Below are 22,383 nucleotides of genomic sequence, written 5' to 3'. Positions count from 1 at the left end.
CGCATCTAGGTCGTCCATTTGATCCAATAGACAAGCGCTACGAATATGCTAACTTGACCGCCTCGGTTCCCTAGTCGAGATCGGGCGGTCGGTTCGCCAAGGCGGTATAGCCACAGGGTGCTTCATCTCTTTCGCTTCATATGCATTCCGACAATAGTCAGAGGGCAGCCGACACCGCTGGCGAATTGGAGGATGCTATGCGCGTACCAATCTCTCTTGCTGACCTACGTATCAAATACGGCTTCAACCGTATCGCCAAAAAGCTCCAGCGCAATTGGCGGAGCACTTTTTCCCTATCCCTCGCATCCTCGCAAGAAATCCTCTCGAAGGGTCTTGGCTATCAGGATCTTCATGATCTGCAAAAATCGGCTAACGAGCACCCCAAGACTGTCGCCGTGCCTACTCAGGATGAAGTCAGGGACGGGATCAGTAGCTCTATTACCGATTTCTGTCAGTCGAAGAAAGTAACTGACATGAGCGAGCGCGACGTCAACCACTTGGTAAGGTTGCTGCCCCTACACGAGCTTACCGTGTTCCAGACTTCACGCTCACAACAGGCCGGTACTCTCGCTTCTCAGTCCGTCTTTGAATTAATCACAAGGTCAGCCAATGAGCTGGCTGGGGCTGCCAATCAGGGACAGTCGAAGCGTCCCGCACACCTACGCGACGATCTGAGTGCAGAGCTTCTGAAGCCTCCAGCAGACCCCATCAGCCAAGAAGAACTGAAAAGCTTTTGGGAGGTTGTAGAGCGCAAGGGTAGTCTTCATGACCAATGTTTATGCCTGGGTTTGCTGCAAGGTATTCGTCCGCTTGAACTGCTAAACGTCAAAGCTCATGACGTTCACACTACTGACCAGCACTCTCTCCTACGGATCAAGAATTTTAAAACGCGCAGTCGTAGTGGTCAGCTATTTATGCCTCCCGTATTCAGTACCCTTATTGATCAGTACGTACGCCAAGCGAAGATTACTCCAATGGGTTACCTCTTCCCTTCTCACAACGACGCCAATGTCCCAATGTCGCTCGAACAAATGCATCGGATTATTGGAGTCTATCTGCGAGAGGCCATAGCTAATCCATCTCAGAGGCGTGCATCCTCCATTCGCCAATCCATGCTCCACGTTGCTGCGAAACATATTCTCGAGCGGATAGCGCAAAACATGGGACATCAGGGTAGCGGGATGACGATGAAGTATCTGCGCATTCCGAACTCAAGCTCTCAAAAGTGATGATTTGGCAGGGGCCACGGTTGGTTTATGCCGTGCCCTAGCGGGCCGGCTGTCGTGAACCAGGCCCGGCGATACTCGCCGTTGTCCTGGCCCTGCCGGGCTTCCATCCTCACGCCTGCGCGCTCCGCTTGCATCAAAGATAAGACGAAGTCGCCTGCTGGAAAATAAGAGGTCTCCCCAAGCTGGGAGACCTTGCTAAGGGAGAACTCTATGATGCCTCAGTCACCATACGAACAACACCGTGAAATCCTTCTGAACGGTATGTACGGAACAGCCTATCGGTTGCAAGAGTTCGTCCTCTATCAGCTTGATCCTTGTAGGTACACTTTCGACATCGATGAGCATCGCGGTGGGTTCGACAGCGTCCACCTTCAGATCTATAAGGATATGAAGCAGTGGTACTGGGACAACGGCCCATCAAGCGCCGGTTTTAAAGAAATCGCCAAAGCACTTCAAGCCAGGTACACCCAGTATGAAATCGGTTTTCAAACGCTGTAGCTAGGTAACAGTCCTCCAACAAATCAGCTCCAGCAGCTGCGCTTGAGCAAACCTATATCTCTTCAAAAAAATCGCTTCAGGCTCAAGGTTTTCCGAAACCAACCGTTTGTGATGGATAAGTACCTTTTTTGAGCGATGGCTTTGACCCTCTCTACAGATGACTTCGCACAGCGCCTGAGCGGCGCCTTATCGCTCCCTTCCACGACTCTCGGCAACCGCCAACGGCGCACTTTGGAGCGGCTGATCAGCTACATCGAATCGTCAACCTGCACATCCGAATTCGACAAAGCGGCGGCCTACGCTGAGGGCTATGCACATGCATTGGCCGATAGCGGCCAGATCGATATCTCCACAAATCGGGATCTGGTGATCATTGCAACGGTGGATGCATGGCGATGCGCCCGTACTTACCCGAATACTTCAACCAACCTGAGCCACCCAGGAAAACTATGACTTCCATTTTTAAACGCTACGCCGACGGCGGAACATCAGACAGGCACATCCATATGCCGCAGCGTGTTTTGCCCACGACCGTCAGTCATTGTCCCCTCGAGGTTTTGGTGGGCCTGTGGGAAAAGTATCTCGTAGACCCCTCCTCTGCTCATGAGCATTGTCCATGGGCAGCGCGCTTCGTTATGGGTATGCCTGTTCCAACTTGGGCGCGAGGCGTGGAATGGAACCTCGGTCAGAAGTCTCGCTTCATCTCAGCAGTATGGTCAGGCGCGGATCTTGGGAGCTACCTCACGAATGACTGGTACGAGCCAGAGATCGCTGGCAGGGCATTGGCCGAAAACAGCGAGATTCTGGTTGATGGTCAGCAACGGCTTCACAGCCTTGAAGAGTATTTCCTTGATCGTCTTGCGGTGCCAGATGCACAAGGTCAGCCAAGGGTCTGGTCTGAACTCGGCAATGGTGAACGGAAGCGTTTTTTGTCGACGATCTTTACCCACGCGAGGGTGTCTTCTGGCGATGAGGTAGCATTACGCAAAACGTATGATCTTTGCGCGCAGGGGGGTGTTCCTCGGTCATTTGAACAGCGCGCCTTGAGGTAGTATTCGACACTGCGGTTGTCGTGGCATGCCCTAGCAGGGACGGCTGTCGTTAACCAAGCCCTGTCTACGACAGGTCTTGGCCCTCCGGGCTTCCATCCTCATGCCCTTCGACCCTCCTGGTCTGCGCGCTCCGCTTGCATGATGATCAAACTCACCACCTAGCTTGGACATTCCCTGCGGCTACCACATACTAGCTTCCATCCATCGTGGAGTGAGGCTAGGCGAAATGGCATGGTCATTTTGGAAGGACAAACGCCCTGAATGGGTTCAAGCGGAAGAACGAGATTTCATCAAAGCTGCGAACGGCCTGAAGACACTGCAGGTGACACCACGAGGCGGCATGAGAATCGACCCGGAAGAACTCAGGGATCAGATCCTCGCGGCCCGTGAGTTATACAAAGACCTGGTTCAGAAATAACGGCAGCGTGTAAGCAACCTGCTTGCAGCCACCGCCATTTAGCATGCTTTCAGAACGGCAAAAAAAGGTGTCCGAGGAAGCTCGACTCACTGAAACCATGGCGCCCACGTCAGTGGCTTACCGTCCCGAGCCAACTGCGTAGCTTACCCACGCGGAGGTAACGCAGTCATTCGATTGAGCCGCACGCGCGATGGACTCCAGTGATCAATCCCATCTCTTTTTGATTCCCATCTCATGCCAAGTGCTGATCTCGTCGGAAGTCATCGCCTGGATATATCGATAACCCTGATCCTTGAAAAAGTCTACGTACTGATCTCTGCAACGCAGGTGCATCGACTTTTTGCCTAGCCCCTCGGCGATGGGCTCAACGTTAGCGATCAGTGCTGCTAGGTCATCGCTGTGAAAGGACGGATCGATTGCGATTGATCTGATGTGGAAGCAAGGTGCGCTCGCATCAGCATTGCACTGATCTTTGAACCCTTCTTCCGTAATGAAATCGTCATCCGAGTGGCCAAAATGAGCAAAGCCTACGAACTTTCCTTCATGCTCATATATGAGGAAGTTCTCGGGATTGCGCTGAATCCACTCCTGAAATTCTTCCAGGGTCGCGTTCGCGTCGCCAACCCAGGCTAAGCTCTCGACGCGGAAGCAATTCGCTGCATCGTCAGGGGTGGCAGAGCGGTATACAGATGCCCACATATCATTACCTCGATGATCCTAGAAGCGGGCATGGTAATGGGTATGCAGGTTCCACGCACCACATGAAGCGGGCCGTAATGCCTGCCCTAGAGCCCTCTCTGCTAAATCTGCGCCGTTAATTTGCCTGACCCATCGAGCGTATCAGAAGAGCCCTATGGCGAGTTCAGGAGGCGAATGATGATTCACGGCTATTGAGCTGCGCCAGCACCCGTTCTAGAAAACGGCGCTCTTCCCCATAGAAGAATGCAGAGGGTTCATGAACCGCCAAGTGCTTGATGTCCTGCTCCCACCCGCAATACCAAGCGTCTGGTTTGTCGACATAGATACCAGGTCGGTCGGCGAATTGGTCGCCGGTGATGTCGACGATCAGACCGTCGACTTCAAGCCAGGCATGTGAAGCGCCGTCCTTCATCCCGCAAACGTAGAAGAATTCGCCGATCCCTTCGGTGTTCAAATAGTCGCCCATGAGCTCAGAAATGATCCCACAGCATCCGCGTGGAAAACCTTGGATGTGCATAGGGACATTGCCAGTCTGTACCATCGTCTCGACTGCCGACCTGAAGGCACCTGCCAACTCAAACACGGCTGAACGAAGCATCTCCTATCCCCCATAAAGAAGGGCCCCGCAGGGCCCTCTATTTGTACTCAAACGATTTCACTGCGCCAGCCAGCTCTCGACGGTGTCGGAACCGTATTTAGCTTTCCACTCCTTCAGAACCTTGTGGTTGCCGCCCTTCGTCTCGACAACTTCGCCCGAGTGAGGATTTTTGTAAACCTTCACAGCGCGAGCTTTACGGGTGCCCTTGGTTTCAGCCGCTGCTGGAGAACGGCGGTTTGAAGAATGCGGATCGAGAATCGCGACAATGTTGCGCAAGCTGTAACCATACTCACCTAGCAGGTCACGAAGTTTCGTTTCGAATTCTATTTCACGCTTCAGACCATCATCGTTTTTCAGTGTTTCAAGCTCTGCCAATTGGGCAGCAAGCTGTTGTTCAAGCGCGCGGAATTCAGCGAGACGGGACATGTAACACCTCAGATATTTAGTGTTACCAGTATAGTCAGCACTATCCAAAGTAGACAATCGAAGGTGCCCTCCGACGCCTAACGCTGACGCTCACGCCTTGCAGACATGTGAGCATCCAAGTGCTTCATTTCAGCCTGCCATTGAGTCAGAAATTTGTCCCAGTCATGAGCGTACGGGCCATCGACCAAGCGCGTCGAGCCGATGCTCGCTTGTAGAAAACGCTCACGCCACGGCTGAGGAATATTGGCCTCGTCAACGATGTTGATACCGGAACTGTGGCGCTCAATCAGGACTGCTTTGCGGACAGCATCAATATCGAGATGTGGATGACTCTGGTTTAAGTCGACGCGCTCTTGGTCTTCAATGTCGTCAAGCACATTCAAAATAGCGACAGCTTGTGGGTTGCCCGGCACCAGGTGCGAAAGTGTCCAGAGGGCTTTGCGCCTAACAGACTCACGCGTACGAAGATCATCAGCCATGTTCAGTGCCTCGATTGGAACCGGCAGTCAGTCGACGATAAAGGTCGGCTAAGAGGCGAGCATCCAGCAGCGCGTGATGTGGAAGCTCCGGGAGCGTCACGTTGCAGATATCATCCGCTTCGAGATGCCTGAATAGCAGGATCAGGTTAGTCGCGCGATTGGCAACGTTACCTGGCCAACGATGATCTACGTAGGCTAGTTGGCAGAAGAGATCCCAATCCCATTCTGGAGCATCGGAGCAAACCTCGAGGGGGCCTTCCAGGTCGCTCAGAAAAGCAAGCAGTGATGCTTGAGCTTCGGACAGAGTTTGCCCATGCAGTGACAGGTCAAGCTGTGGCAGGACGTTTTGAATTACAAAGTCGCTACAGTCCTGAGTCACGTACGTGTCTGTGAGCTCGACGTAGTATTCATGGCCGACTTCAGAGACTAGGGCCAAGGAAATCAACTTCGTGTCTCGGTTGAGCTGAGTGAACTCACAGTCCAGGAATAGCTTCATCCTCTCCTCCGTAGCCCTTACCTTTTTACCTAGTTTAGAGATCTACATCGTCAAAGATGTCACGTCCTCCACCCGTTGCAGATGGCCGAATCAAATCGCTCCGTCCGACTGCTGGCTCCTCATACCGCTCTTGCGAGACCTCACTCACCCAATCGTCGACTCGACGCCGTTGGGTATCGAGCACATCCTCGATACCGGGCCATTCCGGAAAGGCCGCGTAAATACCCTCTAGCTCATCAATAAAATCACAAAAGTGGTTATCAGGATCGTTTTCGTAGCAATACGATTCCTGCAGGGATTTGCGAACCCTGTCCAGGTCAGGCAGCACATATTTCTGTACATCGCTGTAGAATTCTTCTCGCTCGTGGCTAGTGAAGAACTCATGCATCTCGTTATCGTAGATGTGCCCGAGTTCATCATGATCAAAGACAAAGTCCCGAATCTTGGTGGAAAACGCTTCTCGTGCTGACTCAGGTAAAAGCCCTTGCCGTAGTAGGCGGAGCGCTAGATCAGACGACCTCGTAAACAGGTTTATCGCGAAGTCACGAACCAAGCTGGAGTGCAGCTTTCCATCAGTTTTCGAGTAGATGTCCAAGAACACGTCATTTGTCCTGCGCTGCAGAAAAGAATACAGCCTTCCCCGCCTGGTGCGCTCCATGTCGCCCTCGCATGCAACGTATTCACAGCACCGGTTCGCGACTTCTGCGAACATACTTGAAGGCAAAATCGTAGCGTTTTGAACCCCAGCGTTGCCGCATGTCACCAGTTCCATCAACCGCTCAATCGGTGTTCCATCCACAAAGATCTGCAGATGTTCAGGACTCTGGGCGAGTATCAACGCAAACGCATCCCCAATCGTAGGATGCTTGTATCGCCAGAAACGTCCATCAGCTGTATCCGCTATCTGAAGAAAACTTCCCCGGAGGCTACCAAGAGCTCGGATACACCCGGCCTGGCTACCGCCCAACCTCTCAATTGTCTGCATCTCGCCGCTAGACAGACTCACCGGGCTTTCGATTGCTCCATGCTTCATGTAGAGAAGAGCAAGTGCGGCCTGGCTCTCGTCATCCATTCCCTGCATCGTCTCGACGAGCCATCGCTCCTGCTTCGCGACAAATTCGTCGATATTTTTCTGGTCAATCTTTAGCGCTTTGGTGAATTCAACGCTCCCCAAGCGCCGAGCAGTCTCCGGAGCGAACCGACTGTGAGCTGCCACTGCAGGAAGAAATTCCTTCAAGACCGTCCGAACTCGCTGTGGTTGGTTTCCAAGCTTTACATGGTTGTAGAGGATTTCTGACCTTTCCTGGGAGGTCAGCTCTTTCACGTCGATGACAACCTGGCTCTCTTCCATCAGAGGAAATGCTGTTTTCTTGAGGTCACGTCGGGCGCTGTTGTAAATGTAGTCACGGCTGGTCAGAACTATCCGATGCCCGCCTCGGATCATGGTCGTGAGAGCGGGAAGAATCCGGTTCCACTCCATCACCAAGTCCGCTTCGTACTGCATCGCCCCGAAGGCGTCATCAACCCATACGAACTGCGATGCTTCTTCAGTATTCCAGTGATCTCTTATCTGCTCAGGCCTCTCCAGCTTCAATACTAGGCTTCCCCATTTGTCCATCGCACACATTGCCATGAGTGAGGCAATCGTTGTCTTACCTGCTGCGGGCTCTCCAACCAAAAGAACAAAGCCATGCTGCTGAAGGGCTTGAAGCGCTTTGCGATAGGTGCCCGTCACCACGAGCTTTGAAAGGTCGGGAAGCTCCGTCAGCAACGCCTTCGTCTGCTTGTACCGTCTTTCATCCAAGATCTGGCTAAGGTCGCCAAGACCATAGAGTCGGGGCACGTTCATGCGCAGATCACTATTCAGTTGGATCCTCTCGCAGATCCAGGTAGAACCCAGCAAAAGCACGTGCTTGGCCCCAGCATCCTCAAACGCCAACCGTATTTTGAGATTGCTATCCCCTGTCCAGCTTGCGTTTGTCATCAGGACATAGACATCACACTTTCCTTTGGCGACGAGTCTGCGCACCTTTTCAAGCTCACCAGTCACATCAGATAGAGTGAGATTGTGATCGCGGCGCGATGTGAACTTGCATTGGATGACGAATTCGCCTGCATACACTTCGTTTGGCTGAGGAGACCACGTCCCCTTGAACCCACCATCGCGGCCTCCGTCATTTCCTTCAAGGAACGTCTCGACTGTTTGGCCCAAAACTGTTGAGGCCACCGCCATGCACAGTTGCTGAAAACTATGCCAACCTAAGAGATGAAGGTCGTATTTTGGGGGTGTCATGGGCATTCGATCCTTGCAGCTAAATCTAGAGGTAGGACATAAAGCCATCATAGCGGAACTGCAATAATGCCGGGGCTGTGGTGGCAGAAACCGCAATTACCTGGTTCGAGGAGGGGAGAATTGTGAGGATAATTGACATATGAAACATATCCGGCTGATTCGCCATGGAGAGAGCGCCGCGAACGCGGGCGAAGCCAGTACGGATCATGCGAAAATCCCTCTTACGGCGAAGGGGGTTGAACAGGCGTACTTGGTGGCCAACTCCTTCACCGGTGCTCCCGGTCTGATCGTTGCCTCTTCCTTCTTGCGAGCTCAAGCAACAGCTATGGCTACCGTAGCGAAGTTCCCAGACGTCCCGTACGAGATCTGGCCCATTCATGAATTCACATATCTTGAGCCAACACGGTGTGTGAACACGACCGTTGCCGAGAGGCGAAGGTGGGTCGAAGCGTATTGGTCTAGATCGGATCCTGCGTTCGTGGACGGTGCCGGTGCGGAATCTTTCCTAGATTTCATAGCCAGGGCTCAGGCTTTCCTGGGTAGGCTTTCGGATCATCCTGCACAAAACATCGCTGTATTTTCACATGGGCAGGTCATCAATGCAGTGGCTTGGCTGATTGAGCGTAAACCGCAGCAGATAGATGACCGAGCTATGGCTGATTGTCGTGAGTTCGAAATCCTGAGCCGCGTCCCCAACTGTGGCGGTTACACGATGACTAAGCCGGCTGAAGACACCCATTGGAGAGCGAGACTCTCAATGCCTGAAGAAAGAGGCGAGGCGCGCCCGGAGCGGTGATGCCAACCTCGTTGCAAACCGAGTTGGCATTAATATACTGAGCAGCGGCTTCGCCAGCTTCTACAAGATGGTACCCAGCACCTCTTTCAGGCTCTCGCCCTCACTGTTCTCAAAAATGCCGGCCTCACCGAACAGCACCTGGATGTTGGCTTGTGCGAAGAATTCGGCTGCCGCGAAGTCGGATGCAATGCTCGCCGGCAGTACCAAGAATAGCTTGGTTTCGGCACTACCGAAGCGATGCCGGTAATACGCAAGCTGACCAAATGCGGTGTAAAGCTGTGCCGACATCGAGTCGCTGGTTTTGACCTCAAAGATCACCTTGGCCTTGTCAGTAGCTTTGTCCACTAGCGCCAAATCGACCTGATGCTTACCAACCTTGAGTTCGGAATGCCCCTCAACAAGCTCATCCAGCTTGCGGTGGAGGGCGTTGCAAAGCGGGCCGTGAAGATATTGGTACTCGCAGGTGTCCTGGCTTCGGGTATAGGACTTAGTTCCTTCAAATTCTTCCCGACCCCGCCACTTCGCATCCGATTCATCTTCGTCGTCGAGGGCTTCACTTGAACCCTCGGCATCATCCTCCAATTCCGCTTTTCTCTGTTCCTTGAGTTGCTTTACCTTGAATAGGAACTCGGCGATGTCATTCGCGATGCTAGGAGAATTCGTTGAAGAGACTGCAATCACATCTGCCGGTCGACCGTCATCATCAACCTCCATCAGCCAATCCTGGAAGTGCTTGAACGCATCTGCGCGGGGCACTCGGCCACGAAATGCTGTGAAGGTGCCGCGATGTCCGATTAGAGTTTCACCGTCAGGAGCAGATACCAACACTCCTGACACCTTGCGATTGATGCCGTTGGGAATGTTTATCTCAGCATCAGGTGAGAGTGTGCCGCCCTCAAAGTTCAGCTTGAACAAGTGAGCTTGTCGCCCATCCCAAGGTGGAGGGACGGCGAACAGAATCTCCCCAAGATCAGTCTTCAAGGCATAGGTGCGGCAAGGTGCTCTATCTCCACTTGGAAACGCCCACTCAACACTCCCACGAGACTCTGCTCTCTCAATGAGAGCCTGCTGAAAAGAGCGAATTCCTCTACGAAGCCGAGCGTTCCTTGCGATGACCTGTACCACTCTATCCCCTCGCTGACCAAGAGCCCCTCAGATGCTCGGAAGCATCCATGGCGCTCATAGCTGACGATAGTAGCACTTTGACGCACTTCAATGTCTAGGGCGACATTTACCTATGCCTGAAGGTTGGGGCAATTTATCAAAAATGATCGTCGTTATGTTTCATAACCAACGCTTCGTGCTGGGTAACTGCCTACTGAGGAACTCTATGGAGCTCCTCTCCGGGCTGCTAATCAGACAAAAAAGTTTTCTTTTTAGTGAGTCGGATCGCAGACTCAATCACCTCGATAATCTCAGATGGAATTTTATCACTTTCCACCAACACAGATATCTTTTTAGCAAAATCCACCTTATTAAATTTCGCCTTCTTCTTTTCATGAAGAACACGATCCACATTTTTATCAAACGTCTTAGATGGATCAAAATCACCCACAACAATCTTCTCCCCATCGGGATAAATCTCATTAAGAACCGCCACTGAAGACTCAAGATCAAATAAATCTTCGTAAGCGCCACGCTCTATATAAGTTAAGTGATATTTATTTTTATTGCCTTTGACTTTCCGAGCAATCCCTTCACGCTCTTTTCTAGCATCAGAATCCAGAAGACAGACCAACTTCAAGTTCGGATACTTCTGCATGTTGCTCAAGAAATCAGCATAGAGCTTTTGCTTTGATGCCGAGTTATAGACCTTGATCCCATATTTAGCAAAAATTACTCCTCGCCGCAATGCGATTAAGGGAATCGATATTTCTTCAGTATCCCCTTCAACCAATATCAGGCAACGAGGTCTTTTTACTGAATTAAGGCCAGATACAAAGTTACCAAAACCTTCTACCACCCTACGCGTATAGCTGGAGAGATAAAAATCAAAAAATAGCAGCCCCAGCCTCCTTATAAGCTCACGATTTTGCATGAGCAGCATATACTGGGCAATTTCTTCAGGAAGTTTCATTTCCTGATCTAGCCCACAGCACGGGCATATAAAGGAGTCTACTAAATGAGGAGGATACAAATGAGCCTGCTCTCGGATAGCAGAAAAATCCTTAGTAAAGCGGTCATCATTTAGCTTTTTCTCTAACCCTTCCAGGCCCAGATCCCGAAACACACTGTGCTCTAAGCAATAATATGTTTGAGCCAAAGCACCGCTTAATTCTAGCCCAACAGCATCTGGGGTAATCTTTCGAACAGTAAACGCTGAACTTATTTCACCCAGCCCCTGAACTGTGACACCTCTGTACAACTGAAAGAACACCGACAGCTCTTCCAGTGGCGGAAAATTCATTAGGCGGAAAATTAAATTCAGCTGCCTCGACCGTGTGCCTGGAACCAAATCTGCTGGCAGAAACTCCTCGAGCCCACCGTCAAGGCCAAGCCTATCGAAGTTTAGATACTCTTTCACAAGCTCGTAATTATCATCAATAGCTGAATGAGGAACTTTCAAATGCTCCTCGATTGCAGCAAATGCACTCGACGCCACATTTCCATCTGAAAGACTACAAAGCATTAATGAATAGGGGGTAACCTCAAGCCTCCAAGCAAACTCATACTTCACTCCCGGAAGATAATTCTCATAAAGACGACGCATTGCTTGAGCCCAAAACTCCCTGTACAATAGAAACTTATCTGTTGGAACAAGACCCGTACATGTGCCTTCAATCATCGAAACAGATTGAATCATCGAATCCATAAGATGATCAAAACCATGCAAGGCTATGCTCTGCAGCGTAACCTCAAGACTTTTCAATATCTCATCGAACGGTATGAAATCCCAGACACCTTCCAAATCCCTTTCACCCAATCTTACACCCACAACCTCATCCTTATAAAAATCGGAAAACACACTAAGCGGCAACATTATCCATTAGCAACTCACCGCCAAGCTAAACGCCAATACAAGTGGAGTTTCACAGCCCATCATCTAGAGCATTCAAATGCGAAGCAAGTACATCACCATGGCATGCAGCAGGCTTACAGTGGCACGCGATCACCTTGCCCCTGATGATGCCAAGGTTGTGTTCGAGGTTTTCAGATGCCTTGAGGAAGCCACGACCGAAGTCGTAAGCAAATTTCCGAATGACCTCATCACGATCACCATCCTGCCCCATCTGGTATGGGTTGCCCCAGATACTGCCTCGACCAATGTAGACGTCGTAAAGGTCTCCCCGATCCTTGTTCACCACAAAGGTGAGCTGCAACGGAACGACGCGGGTTGGTATGGCGACTAGGCTCAATGCTTCTCTCAACCCAGCAAAGCACTCGCGATCCTCGAACAGAATCGCGTGCGTTGCTTTTTCCACGGCCAAGGCCTGGTCTTCCACCAGCTCGAACGGGATGCTCTGCTCTTCCGCGTAAGCGTTCACGTAACCGTTGGGATCAGCCATGGCCAAAAGCTGAACCTCGAGTGATTGGCTGGTGTAGAACTGCACCTTCCTCTGCAGCTTCGAGTAGCAGAGGAATTCCTTTGGGTAGGCGATGAGGATGGTCTTGGTATCACTCATACGAGATGCTTGACGTCGATGGACTCGTCGCTCCAATGCTCTTTCAGGTATTCGGTTACCAGCCGGCGATGGCATTGGTGCGGTTGGTGCTCACTGCAGAGCAGGCATCCCCCTTCCATCAAGTCACGGCGCACATGCTTTTCGATGTTGCGCTTAGCCATCAGACTCATGAACTTCTCCTCGTACTGCTGCCAGGTGATGTCCTTCTTCTGGTAGGGCGAGAGGATCTCCTTAGTAGGAGCCAGGTCAGGCAGGTGGACGTAGTCGACGTCACAGATCTCCTTCAAGAAATACTTCAGATCGTCACGCTTGGCGAAGCCGGATAGCTGTGAGATGTTGTTCAGTCGAACGTCCACAACACGCTTGGCGCCAGAGAGTTTGATCAGAGAGAAGAAGCGCTCCGCCTTCTTCTCGGTGAAGCCGATAGTCAGTATTTTCATGATCATCCGTTAAAGAATGGCTGCTACGAGCTTGTAGGCATATCCAGTATTGGGATCGATGTCGCCAAGGCTCACCGTAAAATAGGTGATCCCTTCTGGGTGATGGGTGCCAGCCCCTAAGCCTAAGAAATGGCGTTCCGCGAGCTCATCTGTCACGCTAAATGCGTACTGGATCCGGCTGTATGTGAAGGATGCGCGAGCCTTAAGCCTGGGATTACCCCACTGGGCACTTTCCGCTGAAACCCTAACAGAAATCCTCTCTGGCCGAATCAGAAATAGCGACTCCCTCCGGACGCGCAAGAATTCAGGAGGAACACGGTCATTTACCCCGCATCGACTATGATGACCTGACTCCCAAAGCCTCGCCGGGTGATCTTCAAGCTGCGCAAGGTCACTCAGACTCAGATGGCCATGCGAAGTCCACAAAGGCGGGTGAAGGATGAGATGATTTTCGTTCTGGTAGGGATGGTTCTGCGGGCCAGAGAACGTCGCCGAGGTGAGATCCCGAACCTGTGCAGCCTGGCCATTAGTGTAAGTACGCTCCGCATCCGATATAGAGTCGTGCTCGCGATTGCTCACGGGACGAATCCAGACCCCATGGTTCTCCCCGCCCCATAACTTTCCAGCTATACAGTGACCATAGGGCTTCTTTGAGCTGGCCAAGCATACGAACTGATGCGAATACGGCATTTCTGAGATTCCTTCCATGGTAGCGATGCGCCACCCGTATCCTGCTCGTATATCATTCCCTTATCAATATCCTCGTCGCGCAGAGATAGTCGGTGGCGCAGCCTGTACCCTGCTAGGCAACCCTAAGAACGTCGTCCTACCGAAGCGAAGGAATCGTCAATTAGATTCGACGACGAGATACGTTGTCTCCTATTGCCGTTAGGTACCTGGTTGAATTACAGGGTGTGCGGTAATCGAGTAAAACTTTGCATCGCTGAAATTCGAGTGTCTGGCCTTCTGGACGTCCTGAAATCAGTCATAGTTCACGAGGCTACCTGGTACCTGAAGATAGCTGAAGTCATGAACTTCTTGCGTTTGAGAACACGCCCAACTCTATTGAACAACAACGAGCTGAAATGGAACCCCCTGAAATCCACGCCCCGTTTATCCCCAGCGACTGCGAGAGAAACCTGTTCGCGGAGGCACTCAAAAAACGCATCAAACTGCAGTAAAATCTGGCGCAGCCAATTCATTGCCACAATCAGACTTAACAGTTGAACGTTTTCGGACTTCCCCCAAGCCAGGTCATGTCAGTTAGCGGACACCGCGCCACGCCTACCAAGCTGCTCCAGCACCCGCTCGAGGGATCGGTGCTCTTCGCCCACCGCTCATGTAAGGGGGTTTACCGAAACGTTCTCATCTGAATAAATCCTAGAGCACCTTTAGCAAACGGAAGAAGCTCGGCCTGGTTGATCTCCACCCTGGTGTAACCGCCTGACGTATCGTGATGAAAAGCCGCAGCAAACTCATTAAAACTAACAAGATCCGCATGCAAAGGCAGCAGTAACGCCAAGGGGTTCGGCGGCACGGCTGCTTTGACCTGGCCCAGCATGTCACCCACCGTCTGGCCTTCCTTGAACTTCTTCGGAAAGCACCGGTGGAGATGCCCTTCTACCAGCAGACGCAACGCCTTCGCCACTTCAAGTAAGCTGCAAGTCGTATCCCCGGCGATGAAGCGCTCAACTAACTGATAGTGTTTGTAGTAATCCGATGAGCAGTATTCATCCAGATCAAAAATATCCAAGTAGCTGTACTCTTCCGCATCGCGATGGAGAGAGTATTCGCCGACACTCGCACATTTTTTCCGCTCCACTCGACGTTTGACCTCCCTTAGGAAATGCGCATCATGCCCAAGGGCGATTACCTGCGAACACTCAGCTACCATTTTCAGTACCGCATCTACGGTGTTGTGTCGTCGGTGTCTATCCAAACTGGTGAACACGTCATCCAAAACGACTGACGTTTCAGCTCGCTTCGGATCTGCAAATAGGCGCGCAAGGAAGAAAGCGAAAGCGAGCGTTCGCTTGTCACCCTCACTCAACGCGGCATGGAACGACAAGTCGCCAGTAGTTTTAGGCCCGATCACCACACGGGCACCTCTGATCTTGAGCACGTATTCCGAACGCAGGCCGCCTCCTAAATGAGTGGAGCCTAGGGCATCAATTTCAAAAGGCGCTGAAAACTTCCTTAACCAACCGTTAATCGCATCTTGGAAAGTTAGCAGGGTTGCGGCCATCAAATTGTCTAGCTCAGTGCGTGCGGCTTCCCTCGCACGCTCCGCAGTCCGCAACTGAATCCTTGAAGCATCCAGCCCTTCAATCAATTCCAGCACCGCAGGACTGAATCTGTTTTTCGTGATTGCAAGCACTTCCCTTTGTTCACTCAGAGCAGCTATATCAGGTGCTACGAGCCTTTGTTTATAAGCCGAGATGCGATCATTGAGTTCACCAATCTGCTCATTAAACATGCGAGCTTGATCGCTCAGCTCACTAAGCATAGAGACGGCAGCCATAAATGGCTTTGAATCCAAAGCATCGAGAGGATTACCTTCCTTGGCGGCTACAATTTCGAGCAACGCCGCCTCAACACATTGAAGCAGCGAGGCTGCTGTCTCGAAATCCAGCTGGGGAATTTCATCAATTAGCGACGTCTCAGACCAGACGCTGCGTAGCCCTAGGTTGTACTCATTGCATGCGCGCCAGCTTGCTAACTGCTGTTCTCCGACACGCTCCTTGACCAAATTACGAAGCTGAGTAACGCGTTTTTGGTACTCCGAATAGGATCCGTCAAAGTAGAGCCTAAATGCCTTAAGCAGGCCGAGATCCTGAGTTGGCTGGCCGCAGAATGGACATTCACTATCTGGTTGGTGCTGCAGCCCTTCAGCAGCCCAGCGCTCTGTCGCTGTCCCATTATGCTTCGCGAAGTGAGCTTTCGCTGTTTCCTCTGCAGTGATGGAGATACTCTCGAATGAACTCTCCAACAGGCTAGGAATATCGTCAAAATTGAAAGCTGGATACGGCGCTGGCCGGAATTCAGGGCGCCGACGAATTTGATCAGACGCTCGAGCTTCGGCTATTAGCTTATCAGTTTGAACTATCAGCTCATCCACATTTGGAATAGAGGCAAGCTTGATGTACTGAGCGAGCGGAAGCTGTCCTCGATATCCTTGAAGAGCTGCCTCCGCTGAGTTAACCGTTACTGCGCTCTCTTTCACTGCAATAGTCTCAGCATCAAATTTAGTGCGCTGTAATACTGCTGCATCACCTAGTGCAAGATCCAGCAGCGCCTCCCTCTGCTCCGGAAGGACACCTGAACTGGCATACACATTTCGATCAACGAAAGCTTGGTTAAATACATGCAAATTGGGTTTCTGCCCAGACCAAGCATTGCCGTCGAACTGGGCATTGAAAGCAGCGCCCGTGCCCCCTTGGTTAAACCGTAAAACGACTTTTTGAGGGTGTGTCGCCCCTACAGTCTTCCTATCTGAGAGATCCTTGGCATCGAAAGTAGAGCAGGCTAATAGCACAGACGACAATGTCGACTTGCCCCTAGCGTTATCGGCATAAATTAGGCTGACTTTCTGAAGGTCGACAGGTCGCTGAGCTGCTTTTTTCAGAACTCCGACGTTGTCGATGCTTATGACTTTCTCGAGCAAGAGCACACCCCGCTAAGCTGTCCGTACGCTTCAGCGAACCCCACGCGCTGAGAGCTCGCGGGGCACCACTGACCTTTGCCGAACGAATTTAACTCATCCTGGTGAGTTTGGATGGCATAGCGCCATATTTTTCTAGGGACGCACGCTCTACAGCCGTGCTGACTGTGCGCCCTCGATTGAGCCTCGTAAGCCACGGTTATACGCTACGTCTTGGCCCAGTAGGCTGACATCCCAGGTTCTTCTGCATTAGTAGCCCCAAACCTTGCCCGAAAGGAGTTTCGGTAGGAGGCTCAAATGGCGCCTTAATCCACCTGCATACCGCGCTACCTGGGTGCAACAAAGGTATCAAGCTGCAAAGTTAGCGTACTACCTGAAACCTCCTGCTATGATGGCCATTAGCCTATTGGCCAATCCGAAAATTTGCTAGGGATGCACCATGTCGGAAACAGTAAATATCGGCGAAATTGCTGAGGCGCTAGTCCAAGACATATTTTCTTATTTTAAATGGGAAATAAAACCCCGTTGGAATGAAAATTTCAGTTGCCACTGCCCTCACCATCTTACGCCTACAAAAAAACCTAAGGACAAGCATCCTGGCGATGTGATTTTTTTCTATGAAGATCCATACCTTGGATCGACTATCTACCTGCATTCCGATTTGAAAGCTTACAAAGAAGAGTCAATCACCAAAACAAAGGTTCGCGACGCTTTTAAAGCGTTGGCCATGTCTATTGAATGCGCGCAGGACTCTGAGTCTTGGAGAAGTACGTTCAGCATAGATACATCTGAAGAGCATGAGGTTCGCGGACTACTGGTCGTCCACAATCATGATCATGGCTACCACAAAGTGTTTAGCGACCTGATCGATAACATAGGCTTCGATTCCATCCCAATTCCGGCAAATGTTTGCCTTCACTTCTTTGGCCCTGAAGATTTGATGCGCTTATACAGCATCGCAAATGACATTATGCGATTAATGCACCAGCGCAAAATATCGCCTGACTATACATTCTATTATCCAGACTTAGTAATGCGACACCGGCAGGGTGATGTTTGGGGACAACCAGCAACTGTAGAAGCGCTTACCAGCCCCTACCTTATTCTGCAGCACAGCAACCTACAGGCAGGGAACAACTCACAGGCTGGTTACGTCGTATATTACAACAGACCCGGTGCATCGCCTGAAGAGTTTGAATATCTCCTCGATAGTCTGTCCAGATACCAAATGCTAGAATCGGGAAAAGAAGTCCAAATTCGTGTCACCCATAAATCCCCACATCACGATGTGACGGCGAACTTCAACCTTGCGAAAACAAAATACGCAAAAATGTGGGGATTCGATCCTATACGGGAGCAGGTTCTAAACGACATAAAAATCTCTTCTATCACATCGATGGTAGATGGTTACAATATCGCATGGATGGGGTGGAGAGAATGAAAAAGGGAAAATTTGGCCCCGCACTTTACTTCGCATCTGACAAAAACGTATTTGATGCGCTCGTACAAAAACATAAAGTTGACGCACAGACGTTGACCACTCTATTTAGAAATAGAAATACTATCGTCTCCAAGGCAACAGACCGCGAAGTATTGGCTGATTATTTTTCCCGACTTACTCATGACTACTACGATCACAAGCTCATTTCCGAAAAAATCGGAATAGCTCCACGTAGGGAGCGCTCAACAACAGTAGAGCTCGTGGGAGAACTGGATGTCAACGATGTTCGCTCAGCTATCGAGGAATTAAAACGTGAGATTATCGAATCAGGAGATAACGCTTACATCTCACGAGATGGTGACAACTTTAGTTTAACTATCCAATACTCCAGATTCGACTACAAAAAATCTGAGTTCGCACAGCTCGTTGTTAAGGATGCAGTAATCGAGTTTACTAAAACAGGAAACGGATATAGTATTGTTTCGCCCCAGAATGATTTCACCAACGAAATTCGGGATGAAATAGTATCAAGCATAACAACGCAAGCATCTACCCAGATTGAAAAGTTTATCGTCACACTTTTTGACAAACCATCACCTCAGGCAAGAACAAAATTCTTTATTGACTTAATCGATGGCCTTGACGGTTTTAGCAAGCGGGATGTTACGGATGTTTACGTGTATAAGCCTAAGCCATCCGATGACGATAGAGACGACCTAACAAGCGACGAAGACGAAACGCACATAGAAAAAGTATTGCTCCGTGGAAACGGTGTGAACAGGTCAGGCATCCTTAATGACTTAGTATCATCGGACACTTACTTTATTGTAAAAATTTGCTGGCTAACCAAGCGAGTATTAGGGAACGGCGATATTTATAAGCTCGAGGCGTCTTTTGCAGACCCTAAAGACTGTCATAAATTCTCTGTTCTGTTGAAGTCAGTCCACCCAAACATTGATGGAAAATTCCCTCGTTCCAGAACTCCTTTAAAACCTGAAATTGATGAACTATCCAAGGCGATTGAGACGTCCGCTAAAAAAGCCATGTTAGCTATAAAATAGTGAGGCAAGCATGATCTCAAGACTCAAGTGGTATGCCGTTCGAGTTCCTTGTTCTGTGGATGAGTTTCTACAGAAACTGGCGCAGAACCGATACGATCCCTCACTAAATAGTGGTTTCATAGTAAATATTCCAGATCGCTCATTCCAATTTTTTTGGAGAACATCTATATATGCTACGTCTATAGACCTTGACGGTATCAGCAAGCAAAATGAAGTCGTGTCAACGTGTAGTCAAAAGGTAACACTACTTGGTACTGATCAGCTGATGTTCCGAATGGAAGACCCGCCCCGCTCCTCTAAAGAGCTTCTCAACAGTTTAGACAAAATACTTGGCTTCGGATTTAGCTGCGAGCAAATATTTGTCACTGATAAAATAGTCAAAGACTCAATCAAAAGCTTCCAGACGATCACTCTGAACTCGTTAAAACTATCCGGATCCATTAGCTCCATTGCTGCAACCGCACGTGTTGAGATCGCCTCCAAGGTCGGAATTGATCCCGAGAGCGTCGAAGGTTTTGGTTTGTCGCATTCAGTAGTCGACGCAGGATCCTACTCCGTGCGCTACAAAGGTCTGACGGGCCAGGTAGGGTTCACGAGAACCGGAATTTGTAAGCTGAGCGGTGACCTTTCCCCTCGAGTGCAGGCTTACATTGAGACAACTTTAATGGCCCACCTCAAGAAATGAATGCATCCCAGCAGAAATTCGGTAGTGAGATCTGCCTGAGTCATCCTCGGGGAGATCTCTCGTTCCATTGTTGAACATACATTAGGCAAGACGATGCGGATATATATTGGATACCAGGACGGCACAGGCACAGTCACAGAGAGGGAAATATCAGACCTGCGCAAGGAAGCCGATAAGACTATCGATGCTTTTTGCCACCTTCGAAGCGACCGTAGAAGTTTCAATCTTGACCGAATAATACGCTCGGTGGCAGTTGACACGGGCGAGCATCTCAACCCATATCAGCTAGTCCCGCTCATGCGAGCTCCAGACTCCCTTGACTCGCTTACCTGGCAAGTCAGACCAGCTATAAAGGCTTTGAAGTTTTTTAGCCTAACCACCCGAGGCTTTTCGAAGAGGGAGCGTCAGCACCTGAATAAATTCGTCAAAGAATTGGTTGCCCTTCCGCAAAGCGACGAGGAAATCAGTGACTGGGTCTACGATCTTTGGTGCGCTGATTTGTACCAGTACCGTGACGGGGACTACAAAGAATACAGAGGGATACTGGAATACATCCCGCCCTCGCTTTTGGGGGTGTGCCGCGCATACGCTATTAGAATAGTAGGAGGGGCCGCTAACAAACCTGAAAACTCAGCATGGAGTGAAAGGATTGAAGAAGAATTCGGGCCACGCCCGCTGGTCTGAATCCTCGATAACCGTTCCATGGCTGTTGACGCAAAGAAACAACCAGCCATGGTACAGTTAAATTATGAGTTATCTTAATCGCTGATCTACAAGGACGTAACGCTAGCTAGCCAACCAATCAATCAAAACATGGTTAGTCACTTTTCGCCTAAGTAGCCGCAGACCACTGCATACACTGCAGGCTCTTGGATAAAAATAACGGCTAAACTTAAGAATACCATCCCGAAAATCGCGGACACCACTCCCCTTACGATACCGAAGTCATTGACGCCTCGCTGAAGTTTTACCGAGCAAACAGTAAATGCAAGGTAAAATACGCCGATTAAAAAGTTCGACGTCCTGGAAACAGAACTTGCGGATATTGTTGCAGTGACATTCGCTCCAAATTCCCCGAGCTCACAGCTATGCGCTAAAGCGGTCATTCTCGAACCCAGCGCTGGCATCTCAGCGATCTTCATAAAGACTAGGCAAATCGAGATATAAAAAAATGAGTTGATCGTAGAAAACAGCGCCCCCTTTCCAAACATGAAACGTGCGCCTAACCAGAAGCAAGCTCCATAGAGGATCAGGAGCATGCAATTCAGGGCAACCATGACGGCTACAAAGTCTTTACTCAGCTCTATCCCAATCCCTTTCAGCGATGGAAAGCTTAGTAGTGATAACGCAACGGCCATTACGAGCCCGATCAAGCTGGCTTGCGCACACCAGTAATTGCGCAGCTTCATATCTTTGAAAAATTCGCTCGGAGTAATTATGGAACGCTGTAGATCTTTAGCTCCAGCCACGAACGTGGGAAAAACGCTCTTGATCACAGAAAATATACCGTCAGACACGCACAGCCCCTTAGCTAATTAGTGAACATTTATCATCGGCGGCACTCACTAATTCCTTAGCGAAACTACAATATTTTTTCACTGGTATTTTTCGAGTGTTACCTGTTCGTTCGCAGCATTCTTCTTAAAGCGTAGTGATGCGCCACGCGCTTTAATACGGTTATGATTTACATCAACTAGAACAACGTGATCCTCCACCCTTCTATGGGCTGCTATACCACGAACTGGGGGTGTGCTCCGCTTAAACCGAATCGGCGCTCAAAAATTCAGGAAAGCCCTCATGGCCCAGCCGCTTTTCGACTTTGACCTCAAACGCGTCTCGCACAAGCACTACATAACAGGCAAAGCCGCCATCAATTTCCCCCATCCTGGAAGCACCACGGGTGGATGGCATTTCCTTGCATATTTTGATCGGGAATCCGGCGTGGCCAAGGTGTCGTTAGCAGGCATTCATTACCCTGACACCACAGCCTACTTTGGCGATCTGGGCATCATCGACGTGACCGATGAGCTCGCAAAGCGTGGATGGTCTGTGGATGGCCATCGCCTGTGCATGGCAGATCACTACAGAGCCGCTGCGGACATGATCGTGAGATGGGCATTGAGCGCGTCCAACCACTGCAGCGTCGAGATTGATGATTGGTTTCCCTCTCGAGCTGAAAGACAGCGACTGCTTGAGATTCTAGATACAGGAAGGTCAAAGCTTTCCGAGGTTGGCCGATGGCAAAAAGTAGAAGTGTGGTTGCGTACACAAACCTTCAGCTAGGCGCTTGAACAATCCAATTGGCTGTCGCCGACTCCCTGCGTGGCAGCTGCCGAGCCGACCGTGATCATGAGTCTTATCCAGTCGGCGCGCTTCGATGGGCTGAATCCGTGTGAATATCTGAGGGACGGTTGGCTAGCCTGCGAGCGCAGGTGGCGAGAAAGCTTGAACAGCAACGACTTTGCCAATGGTCACAGGCCCATTCGGG

24 protein-coding genes are annotated in these 22,383 nt (G+C 50.4%); 10 read left to right on the top strand and 14 right to left on the bottom strand.

What is annotated here, in order from left to right; translation table 11 throughout:
* The first annotated feature begins 197 nt into the window (after positions 1-197).
* From M2497_RS13440 to M2497_RS13420, 5 genes are all read left to right on the top strand, one after another.
* Positions 198-1,229 (top strand): tyrosine-type recombinase/integrase, encoded by a 1,032-nt coding sequence (locus M2497_RS13440; protein WP_248487919.1) that lies wholly within the window; start codon positions 198-200, stop codon positions 1,227-1,229.
* A 210-nt stretch (positions 1,230-1,439) separates the two neighbouring features.
* Positions 1,440-1,727: a hypothetical protein gene (locus M2497_RS13435; RefSeq protein WP_248487918.1), complete on the top strand. Its 288-nt coding sequence runs from the start codon at positions 1,440-1,442 to the stop codon at positions 1,725-1,727.
* A 135-nt stretch (positions 1,728-1,862) separates the two neighbouring features.
* A complete protein-coding gene (locus tag M2497_RS13430) occupies positions 1,863-2,180 on the top strand; it encodes a hypothetical protein (RefSeq protein ID WP_248487917.1) in 318 nt (105 codons plus the stop codon).
* The gene (locus M2497_RS13425; protein ID WP_248487916.1) at positions 2,177-2,779 is read left to right on the top strand and encodes a DUF262 domain-containing protein; all 603 of its coding nucleotides are present in this window, start codon (positions 2,177-2,179) and stop codon (positions 2,777-2,779) included. The genes M2497_RS13430 and M2497_RS13425 overlap by 4 nt, the downstream gene beginning before the upstream one ends.
* A gap of 226 nt (positions 2,780-3,005) precedes the next feature.
* Entirely contained in the window at positions 3,006-3,197 is a 192-nt protein-coding gene (locus M2497_RS13420) for a hypothetical protein (RefSeq protein WP_248487915.1), read from the top strand.
* A 204-nt stretch (positions 3,198-3,401) separates the two neighbouring features.
* Here the strand turns inward: M2497_RS13420 and M2497_RS13415 are convergent, their stop codons facing one another.
* The 7 genes from M2497_RS13415 to M2497_RS13385 all read right to left on the bottom strand — a co-directional run bounded on the left by M2497_RS13415 (position 3,402) and on the right by M2497_RS13385 (position 8,396).
* Positions 3,402-3,896, bottom strand: coding sequence for a GNAT family N-acetyltransferase (locus tag M2497_RS13415; protein WP_248487914.1), 495 nt, complete (start codon positions 3,894-3,896; stop codon positions 3,402-3,404).
* A 163-nt stretch (positions 3,897-4,059) separates the two neighbouring features.
* Entirely contained in the window at positions 4,060-4,494 is a 435-nt protein-coding gene (locus M2497_RS13410; RefSeq protein WP_248487913.1) for a hypothetical protein, read from the bottom strand.
* Positions 4,495-4,551: 57 nt separating this feature from the next.
* Complete coding sequence (locus M2497_RS13405) at positions 4,552-4,920, bottom strand: histone-like nucleoid-structuring protein, MvaT/MvaU family (RefSeq protein ID WP_248487912.1); 369 nt, start codon at positions 4,918-4,920, stop codon at positions 4,552-4,554.
* 77 nt (positions 4,921-4,997) lie between these two features.
* On the bottom strand, positions 4,998-5,399 hold the full coding sequence (locus tag M2497_RS13400; RefSeq protein ID WP_248487911.1) for a hypothetical protein: 402 nt from the start codon (positions 5,397-5,399) through the stop codon (positions 4,998-5,000).
* Positions 5,392-5,895 carry a 3'-5' exoribonuclease gene (locus tag M2497_RS13395; RefSeq protein ID WP_248487910.1) on the bottom strand — a complete coding sequence of 168 codons (504 nt, stop codon included), beginning with the start codon at positions 5,893-5,895 and terminating at the stop codon, positions 5,392-5,394. The genes M2497_RS13400 and M2497_RS13395 overlap by 8 nt, the downstream gene beginning before the upstream one ends.
* 34 nt (positions 5,896-5,929) lie before the next feature.
* Positions 5,930-8,188 (bottom strand): hypothetical protein, encoded by a 2,259-nt coding sequence (locus M2497_RS13390; protein WP_248487909.1) that lies wholly within the window; start codon positions 8,186-8,188, stop codon positions 5,930-5,932.
* Positions 8,189-8,213: 25 nt separating this feature from the next.
* On the bottom strand, positions 8,214-8,396 hold the full coding sequence (locus M2497_RS13385) for a hypothetical protein (RefSeq protein ID WP_248488286.1): 183 nt from the start codon (positions 8,394-8,396) through the stop codon (positions 8,214-8,216).
* Between M2497_RS13385 and M2497_RS13380 the strand changes: the two genes are divergently transcribed.
* Entirely contained in the window at positions 8,328-8,984 is a 657-nt protein-coding gene (locus tag M2497_RS13380) for a histidine phosphatase family protein (RefSeq protein ID WP_248487908.1), read from the top strand. The two genes, M2497_RS13385 and M2497_RS13380, sit on opposite strands and share 69 nt — an antisense overlap.
* Positions 8,985-9,044: 60 nt before the next feature.
* Here M2497_RS13380 and M2497_RS13375 read toward each other — a convergent pair whose 3' ends face one another.
* The 6 genes from M2497_RS13375 to M2497_RS13350 all read right to left on the bottom strand — a co-directional run bounded on the left by M2497_RS13375 (position 9,045) and on the right by M2497_RS13350 (position 16,711).
* Positions 9,045-9,899, bottom strand: a complete 855-nt coding sequence (locus M2497_RS13375) for a hypothetical protein (RefSeq protein ID WP_248487907.1) — start codon at positions 9,897-9,899, stop codon at positions 9,045-9,047.
* A gap of 436 nt (positions 9,900-10,335) precedes the next feature.
* A complete protein-coding gene (locus M2497_RS13370; RefSeq protein ID WP_248487906.1) occupies positions 10,336-11,919 on the bottom strand; it encodes a TOPRIM nucleotidyl transferase/hydrolase domain-containing protein in 1,584 nt (527 codons plus the stop codon).
* Positions 11,920-12,013: 94 nt separating this feature from the next.
* Complete coding sequence (locus M2497_RS13365) at positions 12,014-12,607, bottom strand: DUF4326 domain-containing protein (protein ID WP_248487905.1); 594 nt, start codon at positions 12,605-12,607, stop codon at positions 12,014-12,016.
* Complete coding sequence (locus M2497_RS13360) at positions 12,604-13,047, bottom strand: DUF488 domain-containing protein (protein ID WP_122768509.1); 444 nt, start codon at positions 13,045-13,047, stop codon at positions 12,604-12,606. Before M2497_RS13360 ends, M2497_RS13365 begins: the two co-directional genes overlap by 4 nt.
* A 9-nt stretch (positions 13,048-13,056) precedes the next feature.
* Positions 13,057-13,626, bottom strand: a complete 570-nt coding sequence (locus M2497_RS13355; RefSeq protein WP_248487904.1) for a hypothetical protein — start codon at positions 13,624-13,626, stop codon at positions 13,057-13,059.
* A 772-nt stretch (positions 13,627-14,398) separates the two neighbouring features.
* Positions 14,399-16,711 carry an AAA family ATPase gene (locus M2497_RS13350; protein WP_248487903.1) on the bottom strand — a complete coding sequence of 771 codons (2,313 nt, stop codon included), beginning with the start codon at positions 16,709-16,711 and terminating at the stop codon, positions 14,399-14,401.
* A gap of 436 nt (positions 16,712-17,147) precedes the next feature.
* Here M2497_RS13350 and M2497_RS13345 point away from each other — a divergent pair, with 436 nt between their 5' ends.
* Genes M2497_RS13345 through M2497_RS13335 form a run of 3 tightly spaced genes read left to right on the top strand, consistent with a single transcriptional unit; the run spans position 17,148 to position 19,895 of the window.
* Positions 17,148-18,149, top strand: a complete 1,002-nt coding sequence (locus tag M2497_RS13345) for a hypothetical protein (RefSeq protein ID WP_248487902.1) — start codon at positions 17,148-17,150, stop codon at positions 18,147-18,149.
* Positions 18,146-19,210 (top strand): hypothetical protein, encoded by a 1,065-nt coding sequence (locus M2497_RS13340; RefSeq protein ID WP_248487901.1) that lies wholly within the window; start codon positions 18,146-18,148, stop codon positions 19,208-19,210. Before M2497_RS13345 ends, M2497_RS13340 begins: the two co-directional genes overlap by 4 nt.
* A gap of 10 nt (positions 19,211-19,220) precedes the next feature.
* Positions 19,221-19,895 (top strand): hypothetical protein, encoded by a 675-nt coding sequence (locus tag M2497_RS13335; RefSeq protein WP_248487900.1) that lies wholly within the window; start codon positions 19,221-19,223, stop codon positions 19,893-19,895.
* An 821-nt stretch (positions 19,896-20,716) separates the two neighbouring features.
* Here M2497_RS13335 and M2497_RS13330 read toward each other — a convergent pair.
* A complete protein-coding gene (locus M2497_RS13330; RefSeq protein WP_248487899.1) occupies positions 20,717-21,412 on the bottom strand; it encodes a hypothetical protein in 696 nt (231 codons plus the stop codon).
* 280 nt (positions 21,413-21,692) lie between these two features.
* Here M2497_RS13330 and M2497_RS13325 point away from each other — a divergent pair, with 280 nt between their 5' ends.
* Positions 21,693-22,178, top strand: a complete 486-nt coding sequence (locus tag M2497_RS13325; protein ID WP_248487898.1) for a hypothetical protein — start codon at positions 21,693-21,695, stop codon at positions 22,176-22,178.
* The last annotated feature ends 205 nt before the right edge of the window (positions 22,179-22,383 follow it).

Source organism: Pseudomonas sp. CYM-20-01, assembly GCF_023169845.1.
Taxonomy (GTDB): Bacteria; Pseudomonadota; Gammaproteobacteria; order Pseudomonadales; family Pseudomonadaceae; genus Aquipseudomonas; species Aquipseudomonas azotoformans.
The sequence above is the reverse complement of the archived record's forward strand: the minus strand, read 5'-3'. Positions and strand labels throughout refer to the sequence as shown.